This window comes from Terribacillus saccharophilus, from assembly GCF_046592895.1.
Lineage (GTDB): Bacteria > Bacillota > Bacilli > Bacillales > Amphibacillaceae > Terribacillus > Terribacillus saccharophilus_D.
This window is the reverse complement of the sequence record NZ_JAWVPU010000001.1, coordinates 600,438-618,315: the sequence shown is the minus strand read 5'-3', so window position 1 is coordinate 618,315 and position 17,878 is coordinate 600,438. Positions and strand designations below refer to the sequence as shown.

Sequence of the window (17,878 nt, the reverse complement as noted above, 5' to 3'; positions counted from 1 at the left end):
ACACAATGAGACTGGACAGTTGTCCGGTCTTTTTCCTTTAAGGGGTGTTTGAGATGAAAAAGATAATCGGTTTTACTTTCCTTTTTGCAGGTATCCTCTTAGGGATTTACACGTTCACGCAATGGTATACTAGCGCATCTTCGGCGGAGGAATACAGCGAGGAAGATAAAGTAGAGGCTGAAGCAATCATAAAGGAAACTACCGATCAGGAAAGTGTCAAAAAGGAGCAGCCAAAAGAATCGCCGGCTGTGCTCGCGGAAGATGAAAATTACCAAACTGGTGAAAAAGTCGCCATGCTTTCCATTCCAAAGATACAACAAAAGTTCTCGGTATTCTGGGGAACGGATGAAGACACGCTGACAAAAGGTGTGGGCATGATGGAAAGCGATAGTACCACAACGCCAGCTGGAAAAAGGCACACTGTACTGAGCGGGCATCGAGATACTGTTTTTGTGGAACTCGGGGAATTAGTGGAAGGGGATCATCTGCTTGTCACAATGGGTGACACAGATTATACCTATCAAATAACAGATATTTGGATTACGGATGATGATGACAGATCGGTCATTGTCCCGAAGGAAACTGCTACATTGACATTAACAACTTGTTATCCTTTTGATTTTGTCGGACACGCTGAACAGCGGTACATCATTCAAGGGGAGTTAATAGGGGAAGCAGACTAAAAAATGCAGCAAATATAATTCTTAGCAGTGCGTTCAGCACTCAAAACATGAGGGGTAATAATTCTTGAATATCATTGTGAACAGTATTTTTGTAGACGATCAGTACAAAGCGTTGGCGTTTTATACCAAAAAGCTTGGGTTTGTAAAAAAAACATGATGAGCCAGCCGGGGAATTCAGGTGGATTACGTTGGTTTCGCCTGATGATGAAAATGGCACCGAGCTTCTGCTTGAACCAAATAACAATCCCATTGCAAAAGAGTACCAAGAAAAGCTATCCACCCAAGGCATCCCGGCAACGATGTTTGGTGTGACGGATATTGCAAAAGAGTACAAACGGTTAGTGGAGCTAGGTGTGAAGTTCACAGTGGAACCGAAGGAAATGGGTAATCTCGTATTAGCTGTATTTGACGACACATGCGGCAACCTTATTCAGATTGTGCAAAATGTATAAAGAAGAAAGCCTGACAGTGTACATTCTGTCAGGCTTTTGCATTATTCCTCGTTTGCTACTTTCACTAATTGTTTACCAAGATTCTCACCCTTGAACAATCCAAGAAATGCATCCGGGACGTTTTCAAATCCATCCACGACATTTTCTTCAAATGTAAGTTTGCCCTGGCTGAACCATTCGGAAAGTTGTTTCTTTCCTTCAGCGAACCAATCGCTGTAGTCGCCGACGATGAAACCTTGCATCTTGGCTTTGGATTTGACAAGGTAGCCGTGAACGCGCGGTCCTTGGTCTTCTTTTTTATTGTAAGAAGAGATGCTGCCGCAAAGCGGAATGCGCGCGTGTGCGTTCAGCAGTGGATAAACAGCATCGGATACAGGTCCGCCGACGTTGTCGAAGTAAACATCGACGCCATCTGGACAAGCTTTTTCAAGCGCTTTTGCCACATCGTCTTCTTTATAATTGATTACCTCATCCGCACCAAGTGTGTTTTTGACATAGTCAAGTTTTTTCAGGGAACCGGCAATGCCGACGACGCGTGCTCCAAGGATTTTGGCAATCTGGACAACAGTTGATCCGACTGCACCAGCAGCACCGGATACGACAACGGTTTCTCCGGATTTTGGTTCACCGATATCGGTCAAACCAAAATAGGCTGTGAGACCTGGCATGCCCAACACGCCTAATGCAGTGGAAATCGGTCCTAGTTCCGGATCGACTTTTTGCAGATTCTGGGGGTCGGCAGTGCTATAACGAGACCACGGCAAGTTGCCGAGCACAAAATCACCCTTTTGGAATTTATCTGATTTGGATTCGGCAACTTGACCTACGATTCCGCCTGCAATTGGAGCATCGAGCTCAAATGGCGGTACATAGGATTTCGTATCGTTCATCCGGCCGCGCATATAAGGATCGACGCTGATATAGATGCTTTTGATAAGCACCTGTCCTTCCTTAAGTTCCGGGATTTCCGTTTCGACAAAGCGGAAAGTATCTTTCGTTGGTGTGCCTTCTGGACGTTCTGCCAGTTGTATTTCTTCGTTTTTCGCCATGAGGCATCATCTCCTTTTTCGTGATACGGCAATTGTAAAACGGGTCAGCAGCTCAGACAACTCTTTTGCTTATTGCGTTTCGTGCATACAGCAGCGGGAATAGTATGTACATAAAAAATACGCAAAGGAGTTTTTAGCATGCCATGGACGATGAACGATTATCCTGCTTCGCTTAAGAATTTGGACAAGCCAGTGAAAAAGAAAGCCATAGAAATCGCCAATGCGATGGTGGATGAAGGGTACGATGAGGGCAGAGCTATTCCCATTGCGACCAATCAGGCGAAAGAATGGAAGTCGAACGCTTCTGAAAAGGAAGTGAAAGATTTTCTGAAGAACGATGATCCGATTACACGTGACTCAAATGCCTCGCATAGCAATCCGGACTTAATTGATAATGCGGAGGAAGTCGTGCCACATGAGGATGGCTGGGCAGTGCAGGCTAAAGGATCAAAAAGGCCGTCACAGGTTTTCGATAACAAGCAGGACGCAATCAAACGTGCAAAAGAGATTGCCGAAAATAAAGGAACAGAGACAATCATCCATAAAAAAGATGGTTCCGTTCAGAAACGAGCTTAGGGAAAAAGCTGCATCAGCCACGATGCAGCTTTTTTTGCTTGTCTTCTTACATCTACGTCTCGCGGCGCAGTCCAAGATAAGACTTTATTTATTTCTGGAAAAGCTTATAATGGGGAAAGCAAGACCATTATGAGAAAAGGTGGATTTTTCCATGAGAGGATTAACCAAATGCATGGTGGCATGTGCAGCATTCGTTTTGATGCTTAGCTTTGCCTTTTCCGATGTTGTATCCGCGAATACAGGAAAGAACACGGATAGTATCAATGAGAAATTCGGCTTGCCGATTGTCGTCGTTGGAGATTCTTTGTCAGAAGCACAAAAAGATCAAGTCAGGGAAGACCTTGGTGTAACGAATACAGATAATATAGAAGAAATCCCGGTTACAGCCGACGATATCGTGAAATACATAAATGGGGACGCCAACTCCAGAATGTATTCTTCAGCGATGATCACAAGGGAAGACGCGGGACATGGGCTTGATGTCCAGATTGTCACACCTGACAATATCACACAGGTGACTGTCGATATGTATAAGAATGCTTTGCTGACGGCTGGAATCGAGGATGCGACTGTAGAAGTGGCATCCCCGGTGAAAGTGAGCGGCCACTCCGCTTTGACGGGTATTTACAAAGCCTATGATACAGCGGATGGCAACCTGGATCCGGAACGGACGGAAGTTGCGAATGACGAGCTCGATCTGGCAACGGATCTGGCGCAGAAGGAAGGCATGGATAACGAGAAGGTTACCCAGCTTTTGACCGATATCAAACAGGAAATTGCCGATCAGAATCCTGCGACGCGGGAAGATGTGGAACAGATTGTATCTGATCAGCTGAGCAAGCTGGAAATCAACTTGAGCGATGAAGACCGTCAGCTGCTCATCGATCTTTTCGATAAGATGCGTCAGCTGGATATCAATTTTGATGGCGTGAAATCACAGCTGGATGACATTGCTACCACGATTCAGGACAAGATTGATGAAGTAGCCGGAAATGATGGTTTCTGGCAAAGTGTGAAGGATTTCTTCAAGTCGACTGGTGACTTCTTCAAAAATCTGTTTTAGAAGTTGAGATGAATCTTTTTAGACTAGTGTTAATCTTTTAAATAGGAGAGATGAGTATGCGCAATATCATTCAAACTGACAAAGCACCACAAGCGATCGGACCTTATTCCCAAGCTGTGGAAACAGCAGGCACTGTTTATATTTCCGGACAGATACCGTTGGACCCGGCAACAGGAGAGATGCCGGATACGATCGAGGAACAAACGGATCAGGTAATGAAGAATCTGACTGCGATTTTGGAGGAAGCGAACTTGTCATTCGACCAAGTGGTGAAAACGACGATTTTCCTTACTTCCTTGGATGATTTTACAGCTGTGAATGAAGTATACGGACGTCATTTGTCCGAGCCATATCCTGCACGTGCAACAGTGGAGATATCCAAGCTTCCTAAAGGAGCAAAAGTGGAAATCGAAGCAATTGCTGTACGAAGCTTCAATATGTAAGGAAAAAGGATTGCCGATATGTTCGGCAATCCTTTTTTAAATGGAAGAAGTCTCTGTCTCTGTGCGGTTATTCCTGATATGGGCAGTAAGCAAGGTGAAACCGCAGATGATGAGCAATGCACTCGTCATATAAAAGACAGCCGAGAAGCCAAAGTAACCAGCCATCATTCCGCCAAGCACCGGACCGATGAAGTTCCCGAGGAAGCGGAGGCTGTTATTGTATCCCAGCACTTCCCCTTGCATGGTAAGCGGAGCCGCCTGACGGATATAGGCGACACGCAGTGGAATGATACCGCCGATTGCCATGCCGAGCAGCAAACGTATGATGGCAAGCTGCCATACGGAACCAACCAGTGCGCCGGGGATATAAACGATACCAGCTGCAAAAATGAGGCCGATCAGGATTTTGATATAGCCGATACGGTCCCCGAGTTTGCCCCAAGTCCTCGTAAGGAGCAGATTGCCGAGTCCAGCTGCTGAAAAAGCGATTCCAGAGTAGAAAGCGATATTCTCAGGTCCGTGCAGCTCCTGGACATACAAAGATAAAATCGGCTGCACACTGAAATTGGCAATCTGTATCAAGGAACTTAAAATGAGCACAACTAGAAGGATCGGGTCGCGCAATATATGCGCGAGTACCTCCTTGGTACTGTAGTGTGCCTTTTCGCCATTTTGCACCTTGACGGGATATTCCTTCGTCCCGAATGTGACCAGCACAGCAGAGGTGAAAACGCTGATCGATACAAGCAGGAACGTCCCGTGAAAGCCGATGCTGTCAGCTAGAATACCGCCTATCATCGGACCGAAAAGCATGCCCGTGATACTTCCGGTCTGTAAGGTGCCGAGTACCCGGCCGGCAATGTGGCTTGGTGTCTGTGTCGAGATGAATGCTTGGGATATACCGATGAATCCCGTGAAAATCCCCATGAACAACCGGAGTGCGAAAAGCTGCCAGACATTTTCGGTGAATCCAAGCAGGAGAATCGAAATCCCCATGCCGAAGGAAGATATAATCAAGATAAGCTTCCGGCCATGTCTGTCGCCGAGTTTGCCCCAGAACGGTGAACAGATGAAGGCGGTAACAAAAGTCACCCCGAAAATGATACCAGACCAGCTTTGCACCTCGCGGTCGGACAATGTTCCGAATGAAGAAATATATAGAGATAGAAATGGCATGATCATACTTAAGCTCGCCGAAATGAAGAAGTTGGCGAACCACATGATAAACAGATTGCGTTTTGCGAGCTGTTCGTCTGTCATTAGGTGATAAACACTTCTTTCGCGTTAATATTTCGTTTCCCTAACTAATTATACACACGAATAGAAAAGATATGCAAAAGGATAGCCTGGCAATGAAAGGATAGAGAAAAATTGCAGGGGAAGAATGAACATGATAAAATAGAGGATGTTCTGCTAATATAACATAATTTAGCAAACCATCTAAAATTATACATTATTTATATATACATGTCAAATGCTTTGGAGGGATGCCAGTATGACGGAAGAGGAGAAGGACTTAAAAGACGAACAAGCCCGTGTTGCCCGTGTGCAGGAAACGATTGAAAAGAAACGGGAAAAAACAGCAGGTTTGATTCAAGGCTTGCGCGAGAAAGTAATCGATCTGCGCAAAAATTTCTGGGAAGATGTTACGGTCAACTTGGATGAACCGGATGATGTGAATGAAACTCAAGCCAGCCTGAAGCAGCAAGCAGAGCTTTTAGGTGAGCGCGAACGGACACATCAGCAAATCCATAATGAAGTGAAAACACTCGACCGATTGCAGCGCAATCCTTATTTCGGCCGTATCGATTTCAAGGAAAAAGGTGCGGAGCATGACGAGGAGATTTATGTCGGCTTGGCAAGTTTGATGGATGAAAAGGAAGAAGATTTCCTGATATATGATTGGCGGGCACCAATCTCCAGCATGTATTATGACTTCTCGCCTGGACAAGCCTCATATGAAACAATCGAAGGCAAGATCGAGGGCGATATGACGCTGAAACGCCAGTTCATCATCCGGAATGGAAAAATGGTGGCTTTATTCGATACAGGTGTGACGATCGGGGACAGCTTGCTGCAATATGTTCTGGGCGGCAATGCAAGCACCGAGATGAAGAGTATCGTCGCGACGATCCAGAAAGAACAGAATCAAATCATCCGTAATGAATCTGCGGCTAATTTGATCGTCCAAGGCGCGGCAGGCAGTGGGAAAACATCTGCTGCACTGCAGCGGGTAGCATATCTGCTGTATCATTATCGCGATCGCATCACAGCTGAGAACATCGTTTTGCTATCACCGAACCCGCTGTTCAACAGCTATGTATCCAACGTACTTCCGGAGCTAGGGGAAGACAATATGAAGCAAGCTACGTTCTATGCTCATATGGATGCCCAGCTGAAAGGCAGGGAAACGATCGAAACGCCATTTGAACAGATGGAGTATATGCTTCTGGCATCATATGAAGAAAAAGAGCAGCGACTTGCTGGTATCCAGTACAAAGCAAGCTTGGATTTCAAGCGTTATATCGATGATAAGCTGGAGGAGTTCAAGACAGCAGGTTTGATTTTCAAAGATGTGAGCTTCCGCAAGCAGCGTATCGTGAGCAAGCAGGAAATCCAGTCTTATTTCTACAGCTTATCCAATACATTGCCGATTTCCAATCGTGCCGAATTGACAGCAGCCTGGATCGTCGAAAAGCTCCAGTTATGGGGCGAATGGGAAACAAGGAAGGATTGGGTACGGGAAGAAGTCGAATTGATGGAGAAGGAAGATTATGTCCAAGCCTTTTCCGAGCTTCAGAAAAAAGACCGCTCAGAAACCGATGATTTTGAGGAGAACAAACAAGAAGAAGAAATCCTCCGGAAGTGGGTTGTCGAACGGAAGCTGCGCCCTCTGATCAAAAAAGTCCGCAAGCATGCTTTCATCAATGTGAAAAAATCGTATTTGCGTATGCTGAAATCGGAGACGCGTCCGGAAATGCCTGCTTCCTGGCCGGAGCTTTATGAAACGACAAAACAAAATCTTATCCAAAAGCATATGAGTTGGGAAGATGTGACTCCGTTTGTTTATTTCCGTGATAAGGTGCTTGGAGATCGTTCGGATAAATCGATTCGTTATGTACTCATCGATGAAGCGCAGGATTATTCGGCTTTCCAGTTCGCTTATTTGCAGCAGGCATTCCCTAACGCACGCATGACGCTGCTTGGTGATATCAACCAGGCGATACAGGCGCACACGCTGACAGGTGAAAACGTGCTTTCCGGCAATACTGCCGACAGTCACAGGATCGAGCTGTGGCGCAGTTACCGTTCGACAAGACAGATTGTCGATTTTACGAAAGAGCTTTTGGATCATGCGAAAAGGATTCAGCCTTTCAATCGTGATGGAGATTTGCCGACAGTGACAGAGGCTTCGGATGAATCCGAGCGACGTCAATTGATAATGGAAAAGATACGTTCCTTGCAAGAGGCAGGTTACGAAACGATTGCCGTCATTGGCAAGACAAGCAAAGAGAGCAGTGAAGCACATGATTGGATCAAAGAAGAAATGGATGCGGATCTGATTACGGAAACAACTTCACAGTATAAAAAAGGATTGTCGGTCATCCCGGCATATCTGGCCAAAGGCATCGAATTCGATGCTGTCATTTTGTATGATGTCTCGGACACAGCATATGGTCATGAATCGGAACGTACCTTGCTGTATACAGCATGTACAAGGGCGATGCATGAATTGCATATGTACAGTGTCGGGAATTTGAGTCCATTTATCGAAGATGCTGCAGACAATACGTATACAAGCCTATAAAAAAACAGGAATCCGCGATGGATTCCTGTTTTTTATTTACCATAGACCAATCAGTTTCCACCATAGTCCGCCGATACCGATCCAGACGACCAGATGGATGATGGAGATGAGGAAGCCCAGTCCCCACCATTTTTGCTGGGTGACAAAGCCGGCACCGAAGAATACAGGTGCAGGGCCGCTGCCGTAGTGTGTCAAACAGCCGAACAAGTTGCTGAAGAATGCCAGCAATAATGCTGACAATAACGGTGGTGCTCCTGCAGCCACGACGACTGAAAGGAAGGCCGCATACATCGCGCTCACATGTGCTGTGTTACTCGCAAAGAAATAGTGGGAGTAAAAATACACAATTGCCAGGATCAGCAAAGCGACAGGCCAAGAAAGCGTGCTTACGACATTCCCCATGATGTCACTGAACCAAGGCACAAGACCAAGTTCGTTCAAGTAATTGGCCATCATGACAAGCACGGCGAACCATACGAGTGTATCCCAAGCTCCTGTTTCTTGCTTGATATCGGACCAAGTCAATACCTCAGTAAGCAGCAGTACGACAAGTCCGATGAATGCAGCGGTCGTGGAACCGATGCCGAAGCTTTCCCCGAAGATCCATAAAACGAGCAGCAATAGGAAGACGCCGATCATATACCATTCGGAGCGCTTCAGTTTCCCCATGCTCTGCAGTTTTTCGGTCGCCATTTCCGTTGCTTTTGGCGTCTCCTTGATTTCCGGAGGATACAGCTTGAAGATGACGAATGGGATGATGATCAAACTGATGATCCCAGGTACGATCGAAGCAAGTATCCAGCTGCCCCAGGAGATGGATTGACCAGTGACACTTTCAGCGGCGCTTGCTGCCAATGGGTTTGCTGCCATGGCAGTAAGGAACATGGCAGACGTGATCCCGTTTCCTTGATACGAAGCAAATGTCAGGAACGAACCAATTTTCCGCTCCGTACCATCACTGCTTTTGGAACCATATGAATTGGATAAAGACTGGATGATCGGGAAGATGATACCGCCGGCACGAGCCGTATTGGACGGCATCGCTGGTGATAAGATCAGATCACTACCGATCAAGGAATAAGATAAGCCTAATGTTTTTTTACCGAAAAGACGGACGAACAGATAAGCAATCCTTGATCCAAGTCCGGTTTTGATAAAACCTCTTGAGATGAAGAATGCAATGACGATCAGCCAGATGGTGCTGTTTGAGAATCCGCTCAGTGCTTGTTCCAAACCAAGTGTCTTGGTTAGGACGATTGCTGTCAATGAAAGGATGGCAACACTTCCCATCGGCATCGGTTTGATGATCAAGCCGATGATCGTTGCAACGAAGATGGCAAACAGATGCCACGCTTCCTCTTTTACACCATCAGGTGAAGGGATGAACCAAAGGACGACACCGATCAAGATCGTAATCAGCAGTGGAATCCATTTGACTTCCCGTTTTGGTTTAGTGGATGAATCAGCCATGATGAAGACCCCTTTTAGAAAGTTATTAAATTAATAAAACCATAATTATAGTAGCATAAAAATCCTGATATGAAAGTATTCCTTGTCATCAGGTAGTCGTTGTTCCTGATTTAAAAAATTTAATAAAATAAATAGATTATAATGAATATAATGTGCAGAAAATAAACAAAAAAATAGTTCATCCAGATTAAGTATTCCAGATCAGCTTACCCTGTCTTTACTTTTAATATGCCAATGTTAATTAAAAAAATAAATGAGAATAAAAAAGAATCCGAAAAAAATCGGATTCTTTGTCTTTTTGGTGTCAATCCCTTGCCAAAAGAGCGTATACAGCAGCGACGTCCTGCTTGCCATAGCCATACTTTTTAGCCAGTGCATACAGCTCTTTGACACTGTTGGTCATCGGAAGCGGAGCACCTGCTTCATAAGCTGTTTCGGAAATTTGCTGCAAGTCTTTGTAGGCATGTTCCAATGGGAATTGCGGATTGAAATCCTGGTTGAGGATTGTATCGCGCTTACCCGCCTGGATATCACTTGTCACTGGCAATGCCAGTAAAACATCCATCAAACGTTCGCGGTCCAGTCCAGTTGCTTCACCGAAGGTAATAGCTTCGGATAAGCCTGTCAAAGATTGAACGAGCAGCATATTGACCGCCAGTTTGGTGGCCGATCCATTTCCGTTTGCTCCCATATGCTGGATGCTTTGTCCCATCTTTCCAAGCGACGGGGTGATTTCTTTCACATCCTGTTCGTCACCACCGACGAGGAAATGCAGCTTGCCTTGCTGTGCGGGTGCCTTGGAACCAGACACTGGTGCATCGACAAAGCGGATATGATGCGCATGAGCGGCTTTGGCCATTTCTTTCGAGAATGCGGGCTTGACTGTACTCACATCCACCCATAGACTGTTTTCTTTCATGCCGCTGAAAAGGCCGTCTTCTCCATAAGCGACTGCTTTGACAGCAGCTGGATCTGTCAGCATTGTGAAAACGACATCGGCTTTTTCCCCGACCACGCGGGGGGAGTCAGCCCATATTGCGCCTTTATCCAGCAACGTCTGCGCTTTTTCTTTCGTCCGGTTATAAACTACCAATTGTTCGCCTTTATCGAGCAGATTGGCTGCCATATTTTCTCCCATTATTCCTAGTCCGATGAATCCGATCATATAAGCACCATCCTTATTAGTGAAGTCATTTCTAGCATACCGAAAAACGGATTGTTTTTAAAACTCTTTCGCACAGGATATGATACAAAGAAGGAGTGGATAGAATGAAGCTTAGTATATTGGATCAATCCCGCATCAAAGAAGATGGCAGTGCCAAAGCTGCCTTGGAGGAAACGGTTCGCCTTGCCGAATTGGCGGATCAGCTAGGGTTTACGCGCTTCTGGGTATCGGAACATCATTCCGGCAGTCTGGCTCACAGCAGTCCGGAGCTTATGATGGGGCATTTGGCTGCCAGGACAACACATATCCGTATCGGCTCAGGCGGCATCATGCTGCCTCATTATAGTGCGTATAAAGTTGCAGAAAATGCAAAATTGCTTGAAGCGCTTCATCCAGGCAGGATCGATATTGGTATCGGAAGGGCGCCAGGAGGCATGCCGGCAGCCAAAAGAGCGTTGCAGGAGCATCGAAGGGTGCCAGAGGAATGGTATGATCAGCAAATACGCGACTTGCTGCATTATTTGGATATCAGGAAAGAAACAAAGCATCGATTTGGCGATTTGCGCGCGATGCCTGATATCACCACCACGCCTTCTGTTTGGCTTCTTGGCGGCAGTGCGGGCAGCGCAGGCCTTGCTGCGTACCATGGTATTGGATTTGCTTATGCTCAATTCATCCGCGGAGAAAAAGACAAGGCAGTTGTGGATGTGTATCGGAAATCCTTCCAAGCTGGAAAGCAGCCGCCGCAAATGATGATAAGTCTGTTCCTTTTCTGTGCAGAAACGACAGAGGAAGCGGAAGCACTGGCGAAAAGCCATGAGGTTGCAGCACTGCTTCAGGAGCAGGGAAGACCGGTCAATGGGATGCTTCGTCCGGATACAGCAGCTGATTATAAATTATCACCTTATGAAAAGGAGCGACTTGAGGATAATCGTCCAACGATGGTGATTGGGACACCGGCTGAGGTGCTAAAGCAGCTTTTGGAACTGGAAGATTATTATGGCGGTGATGTTGAGTTCATGCTCACAAGCCCCGTATATGACGAGAAAGCCAGGCAGGATGGCTTCCGTCTTTTGATGGAGGCGTATCGGCGTAGAGATTGAATTGCGCACTGCTAATCTGGTATAGTAGGAAGTATATTTCATAAGAAATCTTATAACGAGAGGCGGAGGGAAAGGCCCGATGAAGCCCGGCAACCCACTGTAGGAGGGCAGTCCTGCAGGAAGGTGCTACGACCTGCAGCAATAGCTGCGTGATAAGATGACGACTGCTGCAAGCAAGAGCTTCTTCTCATCGAAGAAGCTTTTTTAGTAGAGTGAATGTGTCGTTCGGTAGGATTTCCTATGTGTAAAAGGAGAAGTAAGAATGAAATATGCATACTGGCAGCCAGTCTCAAACAGCTGGCTGCGTCACGTGGAGGATGGAGGACCGCTGAATGTGCCTTGTGTCCAGGAAACGGCACAAATGGCGGAGAATTTAGGGTTCGACGCAGTATTCCTCCCAGATACCTACCTATACCAAGGGAAAAATGCCGATCAGAAGCTGGACTTCTGGAAAACAGCCGGAGCCATAGCGGAAGCAACGGATACGCTGCATATCATGGCAGCGGTACGCCCGAGTATCGATCAGCCGGCAGAAGCAGCCAGACAGGCAATAAAGATCGATGAAATAAGCAATAGCCGCTTTTCCCTGGCGGTCGTTTCGTTCCTGCGTGAAGAGGAAAGAAAGCGGCTGGCAGGTGATATTGAGGGATCGGAGGAATTTTATCTCCAAACAGAGGAATTCTTTGAAGTGCTGCGCGGAGTATGGACTGCCGGCAGCTACACCTATGATGGTCTTTTCTATCAAGTGGAGCATATCGACTACTTGCCTGCCGGGAGAAAGGATATTTCACCATTGTACGCAGGCGGTGAAAGCGACTATTTACGCCAGACGATTGCGGAGACTTGCGATGCGTATATCATGAAAGGCGGCACCGTACAGGAAGTGGCCAGTATGATTGCCGATATGCAGATCCGCCGGGAAGCTGCGGGCAAATCGACATTCACGGAGTTTGGCATGACGGCCTACGTCATCTGCCGGGAAACAGAGGAAGAAGCCATCCAAGAATGGGAAAGGATCACCAGTTCTGATTACGAAGCATATGTCACGCAAGAAGAGCTTGCCCAGAAAAGCTTAATTAGTGATGATGCAGTTGCTGCGAGGGGACTGCGCCCGAATCTGGTTGGAACACCATTACAGATCGCTCAGCGTATACTAGCTTACGAGCATGCTGGAGTCAGTCTCTTGCTGCTGCAATTTTCTCCGCAAAAGCAAGAAATGGAACGTTTCGCAAAGGAAATCATACCTTTGGTAGAAGAAATGCGCGATAATTCCATATAATTGGAGAAGTTCGGTAGACAATCCTGTTGCTATCGCTTACATTAGAAAAAAGAAGAAGCATGGGGGAAACTATGGAGCTATTGACGATTTTCGATGAGCAGCATCGGGAAATTGGAGTGAAGGAAAGAGAAGAAGTCCACCGTGATGGAGATTGGCATGAAACTTTCCATTGCTGGTTCGTAGAACATGATGGTACAGAACTATACATTTATCTACAGCAGCGTTCTCTCAATAAAAGTGAATTTCCCGGGAAATACGACATTACCGCAGCTGGTCATTTGGAAAACGGCGAAACGCCTGTAACAGGCGGCTTGCGTGAAGTGCAGGAAGAATTGGGTGTCACACTTCAGGAAAGTGAGCTGTTTTATAAAGGCATCATCCAAGAAGAACTTTTTGCCAAAAACTTGATCGATCGGGAATTCTGTCATCAATTCTTTTATTATTTGGAAGAATTACCGGATATTTTGCTGAACGAAGAAGTGATTCAGCTAGTACGGATGAAAGTAAGTGATCTGGAGAGACTCGTGGAAGGCAGGGCGGCAAGAGTGGAAGCCGAAATTGTCGCCGGAGCACCGCGCCAGCGAATCGAGATTGGTCATGAAGCACTTTGCCCGCACCAGCTCGACTATTACCGCGAGGTTCTCATGATTTGTCGTACATAGGAAAGGAGCAGCATCTTTGCTGCTCCTTTTTTGTATCCTCAGAATGCCCAATTTCCCTTTTCGAATATTGGTTCGATTGTGCCATCAGGTGTTTCCCCTGTAATCGATAGTTCCCCGGAGCCAACCATGAAATCGACATGTGTCAGACTATAATTGAATCCGATTGCCTGTAATTCTTCCTTGGATTTGCTGCGGGCATCGGTTACGCACATGCCGATTGCTTGTCCAAGCGCCAAATGACAGGACGCATTCTCGTCGAATAGGGTGTTATTGAAGACAATGCCAGATTGTGAAATCGGTGACTGGTGGGGCACAAGTGCCACTTCCCCTAAGAATTTGGCACCTTCATCGGTGTCGAGCAGATTCTTCAGCGTGTCATAGCCTTTTTCCGCTTTGAAATCGACTACTTTACCTTTCTCGAACGTAAGCGAGAAGTTCTCGAGCAGAGTACCTGCATAATTCAATGGCTTTGTGCTGCTGACAGTCCCGTTTACACCATCTTTTACTGGGATAGTAAATACTTCTTCTGTAGGAAGATTTGGGATGTAAGTGGAGCCATCTTCTTTCGTGAATTCTGCGCACGTCCAGAATGATTCAGGATGCAATTCGATTGTCAAATCTGTTCCAGGACCTGTATAGTGCAATTTACGATAATCGCGTGCATTCAAATGATCAGCATTTTTCTTCATGGCTGCAACATGCTGCTCCCATAATTCGACTGTGTTTTCCTGGTCGGAGCGGGTAGTGAAGAAAATGCTATCCCATAGTTTATCGACCGCTGCTTGACCTTTGGCATCGTGAAAAATGGATTCTGCCCATTCTACAGTCGGGACAGAAGCGATGAGCCAATTGATGCGGCCATTTGTTTTATGTGCTTGATAGCCTTGTCTGGCTGCACCCATCGCTTTTGTATAGCGGGCGACCCTTGCTGGATCGATACCATCAAAAAGGGATGGATTCGGCGTTTTCAGCTCAAGGAAAGCTGTATCTGCTGCTGCCAGTTCTTCGTAGACACGGCCGCGGAATGGTGTGAAGAAATCCAAGTCTTCTTCCTTTGCATACTTCACTTTCGCTTTTGTTATATTGTCATCCTGATAGTCGACAATAACATCGCGCAATCCAGCCTCGTAAGCTTTCTTCGCCACAATCTTGGTGAAAGGTGCAGCAGCCAAATCTGCTGAAATCAACAAATCCTGACCTTGCTTCACTTTTAACCCGATATGTAATAACAGCTCGGCGTATTTCTCTGATTTTTGCTCGAAGTTCATGTGAAAATCCCCCTTTACAGATTCATCTTCATCATTTTACCAGAAAATTATGACTAGAGTCGGTACTCCAATGAGAATTTTGCAATCGGTTCGAAATGGGAAGAATGTTTGATATGACGCGGAAATATCCAGCGCCTGGAAATCTGCTTTGCAGCACTGGTCAGATCAGTGCCAGAGCCGCTCCAAAAAGCCTGCCAGACAAATTTCGTACAATAATTCCAATCCGTGTCGGCCAAGGTACGATTGAAACGATAGCCTTTCATCAGCACAATCGACTTTTCCGCCCATTCCGCCGCCTTCATGGGATCTGTTTTGGGGCGAAGCAGCGTGATCGTCCCGCCGTAGCGGTGCCTTGATAAGTAAGTGGGCAATGATTCGGCGAAACCACCAGATGGATGCGCATGAAAAATACGACCATCACGCCCGGCAATGCCCGCATGACTGAAAAAGAAGGTGGAGGGTCCGATCGAACTGTACAGAACATCCCCCGTCTGCAGCAATGTTTGTATGTTGGCAGCTGTTTGATGAAGCTTGTCAAATTCTGCTTTGGACTTTCTCACATGCACTCACTCCTTGTTAAATGTCACAAAATCGCAAACGAAAGCATGTTCCTTTATCCCTGCATGTATTATGATAGAGAAAGATTCTAGATTTGTGGAGGTTTAAGCATGCACGCATTAAAGAAACAAGGATATAGCATATATGATTTACAAAAAGACCTTGCCTATGACGGGATGGAGAAGGATTTAGCAGAGATAGAGGCTGTATTCGATACATTGCCTGCTGACAGCTATGCACCGGAGTTGAACCGTTACCGCCGCTATTCCCGGGCAATCATCTTCGACAAAGACAATCGTCTGGAGTGGCTGCCGGGTATCGAGCGGGAAAACGAAAGCATGGCGCAATATTTCCAAGGCCGTTTCAATCCTGAATACGTTGATTCTTACAGGGAATTCCCATCACTTCCGGATCATATCCTGGAAAATGAATTATTGAAGAAAATCATCATGCATGATTATCACGAAACGTTCTGGCGCAAAGAAGATTTGATCTTGCCAGTTCATGCTGGTATTCATTTTGTTAAGCTTGAAGTAACGGAGGACGGACAAGAAGGTGTATCTTCACCGAACCTGATTCACCAAGACGGGGAACCTTTTACTTTCGCCCACTTGATCAAGCGCGATAACGTGGTAGGAGGACTCAACATCATCGCAACCCCTGCCTGTGCAGGTAAACTGCCAGCGGATGCTGATTCCAGCCAGTTCCATGAAAGCTTCGAAATCCATCAGCCGCTGGAATCATACGGCGTGCACGATGAGGCAGTCAGTCACTATGTCAGCCCGATCAGAAAAGGCGACGCAGACCGCCCAGGTGTTCGTGCGATACTATTGATCGATTTTCAGCCGACGGTGTTAGCTTAAAAAATACTGCTGTTTGGGAATCAAAGATACCACAATACATTGAAAATAGCCGGCAGCAGCTGTTCGCTATAGATAAAAGATGATGCTCTCCCATCATTTGAGTATCCAATACATGCTTAAAGGAGAAAATAACCACTATACCTGCTGGTCAGCATGATAGTGGTTATTTTTTATTTAATGTCATTATCACAACACATTCTAGAAGGAATGAAATAGTGTATTTGCAATTTAAGAGAAACTGGGTTACATTTTGTAAGTAACTAATAAAATGTACGTATAGGGGGCGAAGCAGATGATGGAGCTTCACGGTATTCACCATGTTTCAGCCATAACAGCGAATGCAGCGAATAACCACGATTTTTATACTAAGACAATGGGCATGCGTCTTGTGAAAAAGACGGTCAATCAAGATGATACGTCGATGTATCATCTGTTCTATGCAGATAAATTAGGCAGTCCGGGAACGGATTTGACCTTTTTTGAGATTCATCGGGCTGGTCGTACGTATACAGGTAATAATAGCATTTCCCTCACATCTTTGCGTGTGGCATCGGATGAAGCAATCCGTTATTGGGCTAGTCGTTTAGAACAATATGAGATCCAGGCACAAGAGGTTGAATTGCAGGGGCGAAAGGTTCTTTTCTTCGAGGATCCAGAAAAGCAGCGCCTCATGCTCGTATCGGATGAACAGAATGAAGGCGTGGCAGCAGGCATCGCTTGGGAAGGGACAGATGTACCGGTCGAATATGCCATCATCGGACTCGGGCCGGTAAAGCTGACCGTGCCGGAGCTTGCGCCGACAGAGCGTGTCTTGGTGGAATTGATGGGATTCCGCAAAAAGACAGAAGCCGAGCTTGCTGATGGGACGAACTTGCATATCTATGAAGTCGGCCAAGGTGGCACAGGCGCTGAAGTAATGGTGGAAGTAGAACCAAGTATGCAGCGGGAACGTCCTGGCCGCGGAAGTGTGCACCATGTCGCTTTCCGGGTGAAAGACAGGGAAGAACTGGAGCGGGCCAAGAAAATCCTTTATGCAGCTCATCTGCCGAATTCCGGGCTGGTGGATCGTTATTATTTCCAATCGCTTTATTTCCGCGAACCCAATGGCATCTTATTTGAGCTGGCGACGGATGGTCCCGGTTTTGCTACAGATGAAGATCTGGATGCTTTAGGGGAAGCATTGGCTTTGCCGCCGTTCCTTGAAGCGGAGCGGGAGAATATCGAAGCAAAACTGACGCCGCTTGATACAAAAAGAAACTGACAGCTGGAAACCGCCTGATAAGGCGGTTTTTTCCATAGGCGGGGTTGACGCAAGTGTCGGAAGTATGATTCTATAAATAGAAATAAATGCGTATAGAATGATAGTTTCCCGAGCCAGAATTCCATAGTGCCGGGAATTTTTCACACGTTTATGGGCATAACGTATAAGGATAATA

16 protein-coding genes, 1 pseudogene and 1 riboswitch are annotated in these 17,878 nt (G+C 46.3%); of the genes and pseudogenes, 11 read left to right on the top strand and 6 right to left on the bottom strand.

Annotation, left to right across the window (positions count from 1 at the left end):
- Positions 1–53 precede the first annotated feature (53 nt).
- Together SFC66_RS02985 and SFC66_RS02980 are read left to right on the top strand one after the other, a co-directional pair.
- Positions 54–683 carry a class D sortase gene (locus SFC66_RS02985; RefSeq protein WP_411217217.1) on the top strand — a complete coding sequence of 210 codons (630 nt, stop codon included), beginning with the start codon at positions 54–56 and terminating at the stop codon, positions 681–683.
- 64 nt (positions 684–747) lie between these two features.
- Positions 748–1,135: pseudogene (locus tag SFC66_RS02980) on the top strand (VOC family protein).
- 41 nt (positions 1,136–1,176) lie between these two features.
- Here the strand turns inward: SFC66_RS02980 and SFC66_RS02975 are convergent.
- Entirely contained in the window at positions 1,177–2,184 is a 1,008-nt protein-coding gene (locus tag SFC66_RS02975) for an NADP-dependent oxidoreductase (RefSeq protein WP_411217216.1), read from the bottom strand.
- 138 nt (positions 2,185–2,322) lie between these two features.
- On the opposite strand from SFC66_RS02975, the gene SFC66_RS02970 reads away from it, so the two are divergent.
- The 3 genes from SFC66_RS02970 to SFC66_RS02960 all read left to right on the top strand — a co-directional run bounded on the left by SFC66_RS02970 (position 2,323) and on the right by SFC66_RS02960 (position 4,266).
- Positions 2,323–2,760: a DUF2188 domain-containing protein gene (locus SFC66_RS02970; protein WP_411217215.1), complete on the top strand. Its 438-nt coding sequence runs from the start codon at positions 2,323–2,325 to the stop codon at positions 2,758–2,760.
- A gap of 151 nt (positions 2,761–2,911) precedes the next feature.
- On the top strand, positions 2,912–3,823 hold the full coding sequence (locus SFC66_RS02965) for a DUF1002 domain-containing protein (RefSeq protein WP_411217214.1): 912 nt from the start codon (positions 2,912–2,914) through the stop codon (positions 3,821–3,823).
- Between the two features lie 56 nt (positions 3,824–3,879).
- The gene (locus SFC66_RS02960) at positions 3,880–4,266 is read left to right on the top strand and encodes a RidA family protein (RefSeq protein ID WP_411217213.1); all 387 of its coding nucleotides are present in this window, start codon (positions 3,880–3,882) and stop codon (positions 4,264–4,266) included.
- Between the two features lie 36 nt (positions 4,267–4,302).
- Here SFC66_RS02960 and SFC66_RS02955 read toward each other — a convergent pair whose 3' ends face one another.
- Complete coding sequence (locus SFC66_RS02955) at positions 4,303–5,526, bottom strand: MFS transporter (RefSeq protein ID WP_411217212.1); 1,224 nt, start codon at positions 5,524–5,526, stop codon at positions 4,303–4,305.
- A gap of 235 nt (positions 5,527–5,761) precedes the next feature.
- On the opposite strand from SFC66_RS02955, the gene helD reads away from it, so the two are divergent.
- Positions 5,762–8,074 (top strand): RNA polymerase recycling motor HelD, encoded by a 2,313-nt coding sequence (gene helD, locus SFC66_RS02950; protein ID WP_411217211.1) that lies wholly within the window; start codon positions 5,762–5,764, stop codon positions 8,072–8,074.
- 36 nt (positions 8,075–8,110) lie between these two features.
- Here the strand turns inward: helD and SFC66_RS02945 are convergent, their stop codons facing one another.
- Together SFC66_RS02945 and SFC66_RS02940 are read right to left on the bottom strand one after the other, a co-directional pair.
- Positions 8,111–9,544, bottom strand: a complete 1,434-nt coding sequence (locus SFC66_RS02945; protein WP_411217210.1) for an anion permease — start codon at positions 9,542–9,544, stop codon at positions 8,111–8,113.
- Positions 9,545–9,848: 304 nt separating this feature from the next.
- The gene (locus SFC66_RS02940) at positions 9,849–10,709 is read right to left on the bottom strand and encodes an NAD(P)-dependent oxidoreductase (protein ID WP_411217209.1); all 861 of its coding nucleotides are present in this window, start codon (positions 10,707–10,709) and stop codon (positions 9,849–9,851) included.
- A 104-nt stretch (positions 10,710–10,813) separates the two neighbouring features.
- Between SFC66_RS02940 and SFC66_RS02935 the strand changes: the two genes are divergently transcribed.
- The 3 genes from SFC66_RS02935 to SFC66_RS02925 all read left to right on the top strand — a co-directional run bounded on the left by SFC66_RS02935 (position 10,814) and on the right by SFC66_RS02925 (position 13,753).
- Positions 10,814–11,812: an LLM class flavin-dependent oxidoreductase gene (locus SFC66_RS02935; RefSeq protein WP_411217208.1), complete on the top strand. Its 999-nt coding sequence runs from the start codon at positions 10,814–10,816 to the stop codon at positions 11,810–11,812.
- 47 nt (positions 11,813–11,859) lie between these two features.
- Positions 11,860–11,971: riboswitch (SAM riboswitch) on the top strand.
- 103 nt (positions 11,972–12,074) lie between these two features.
- The gene (locus tag SFC66_RS02930) at positions 12,075–13,091 is read left to right on the top strand and encodes an LLM class flavin-dependent oxidoreductase (protein ID WP_411217207.1); all 1,017 of its coding nucleotides are present in this window, start codon (positions 12,075–12,077) and stop codon (positions 13,089–13,091) included.
- A gap of 71 nt (positions 13,092–13,162) precedes the next feature.
- A complete protein-coding gene (locus SFC66_RS02925) occupies positions 13,163–13,753 on the top strand; it encodes an NUDIX hydrolase (RefSeq protein WP_411217206.1) in 591 nt (196 codons plus the stop codon).
- A 38-nt stretch (positions 13,754–13,791) separates the two neighbouring features.
- Here the strand turns inward: SFC66_RS02925 and SFC66_RS02920 are convergent, their stop codons facing one another.
- Positions 13,792–15,021: an aminopeptidase gene (locus SFC66_RS02920; RefSeq protein WP_411217205.1), complete on the bottom strand. Its 1,230-nt coding sequence runs from the start codon at positions 15,019–15,021 to the stop codon at positions 13,792–13,794.
- Between the two features lie 53 nt (positions 15,022–15,074).
- Positions 15,075–15,581, bottom strand: coding sequence for a hypothetical protein (locus SFC66_RS02915; protein ID WP_411217204.1), 507 nt, complete (start codon positions 15,579–15,581; stop codon positions 15,075–15,077).
- Positions 15,582–15,689: 108 nt separating this feature from the next.
- On the opposite strand from SFC66_RS02915, the gene SFC66_RS02910 reads away from it, so the two are divergent.
- Entirely contained in the window at positions 15,690–16,442 is a 753-nt protein-coding gene (locus tag SFC66_RS02910; RefSeq protein ID WP_411217203.1) for a 2OG-Fe dioxygenase family protein, read from the top strand.
- Positions 16,443–16,737: 295 nt separating this feature from the next.
- Entirely contained in the window at positions 16,738–17,703 is a 966-nt protein-coding gene (locus SFC66_RS02905) for a ring-cleaving dioxygenase (RefSeq protein WP_411217737.1), read from the top strand.
- The last annotated feature ends 175 nt before the right edge of the window (positions 17,704–17,878 follow it).

Coding starts and splice junctions, on each gene's coding strand:
- SFC66_RS02985 (WP_411217217.1), top strand. CDS start 54: ATGAAAAAGATAATCGGTTTTACTTTCCTTTTTGCAGGTATCCTCTTA.
- SFC66_RS02975 (WP_411217216.1), bottom strand. CDS start 2,184: ATGGCGAAAAACGAAGAAATACAACTGGCAGAACGTCCAGAAGGCACA.
- SFC66_RS02970 (WP_411217215.1), top strand. CDS start 2,323: ATGCCATGGACGATGAACGATTATCCTGCTTCGCTTAAGAATTTGGAC.
- SFC66_RS02965 (WP_411217214.1), top strand. CDS start 2,912: ATGAGAGGATTAACCAAATGCATGGTGGCATGTGCAGCATTCGTTTTG.
- SFC66_RS02960 (WP_411217213.1), top strand. CDS start 3,880: ATGCGCAATATCATTCAAACTGACAAAGCACCACAAGCGATCGGACCT.
- SFC66_RS02955 (WP_411217212.1), bottom strand. CDS start 5,526: ATGACAGACGAACAGCTCGCAAAACGCAATCTGTTTATCATGTGGTTC.
- helD (WP_411217211.1), top strand. CDS start 5,762: ATGACGGAAGAGGAGAAGGACTTAAAAGACGAACAAGCCCGTGTTGCC.
- SFC66_RS02945 (WP_411217210.1), bottom strand. CDS start 9,544: ATGGCTGATTCATCCACTAAACCAAAACGGGAAGTCAAATGGATTCCA.
- SFC66_RS02940 (WP_411217209.1), bottom strand. CDS start 10,709: ATGATCGGATTCATCGGACTAGGAATAATGGGAGAAAATATGGCAGCC.
- SFC66_RS02935 (WP_411217208.1), top strand. CDS start 10,814: ATGAAGCTTAGTATATTGGATCAATCCCGCATCAAAGAAGATGGCAGT.
- SFC66_RS02930 (WP_411217207.1), top strand. CDS start 12,075: ATGAAATATGCATACTGGCAGCCAGTCTCAAACAGCTGGCTGCGTCAC.
- SFC66_RS02925 (WP_411217206.1), top strand. CDS start 13,163: ATGGAGCTATTGACGATTTTCGATGAGCAGCATCGGGAAATTGGAGTG.
- SFC66_RS02920 (WP_411217205.1), bottom strand. CDS start 15,021: ATGAACTTCGAGCAAAAATCAGAGAAATACGCCGAGCTGTTATTACAT.
- SFC66_RS02910 (WP_411217203.1), top strand. CDS start 15,690: ATGCACGCATTAAAGAAACAAGGATATAGCATATATGATTTACAAAAA.
- SFC66_RS02905 (WP_411217737.1), top strand. CDS start 16,738: ATGGAGCTTCACGGTATTCACCATGTTTCAGCCATAACAGCGAATGCA.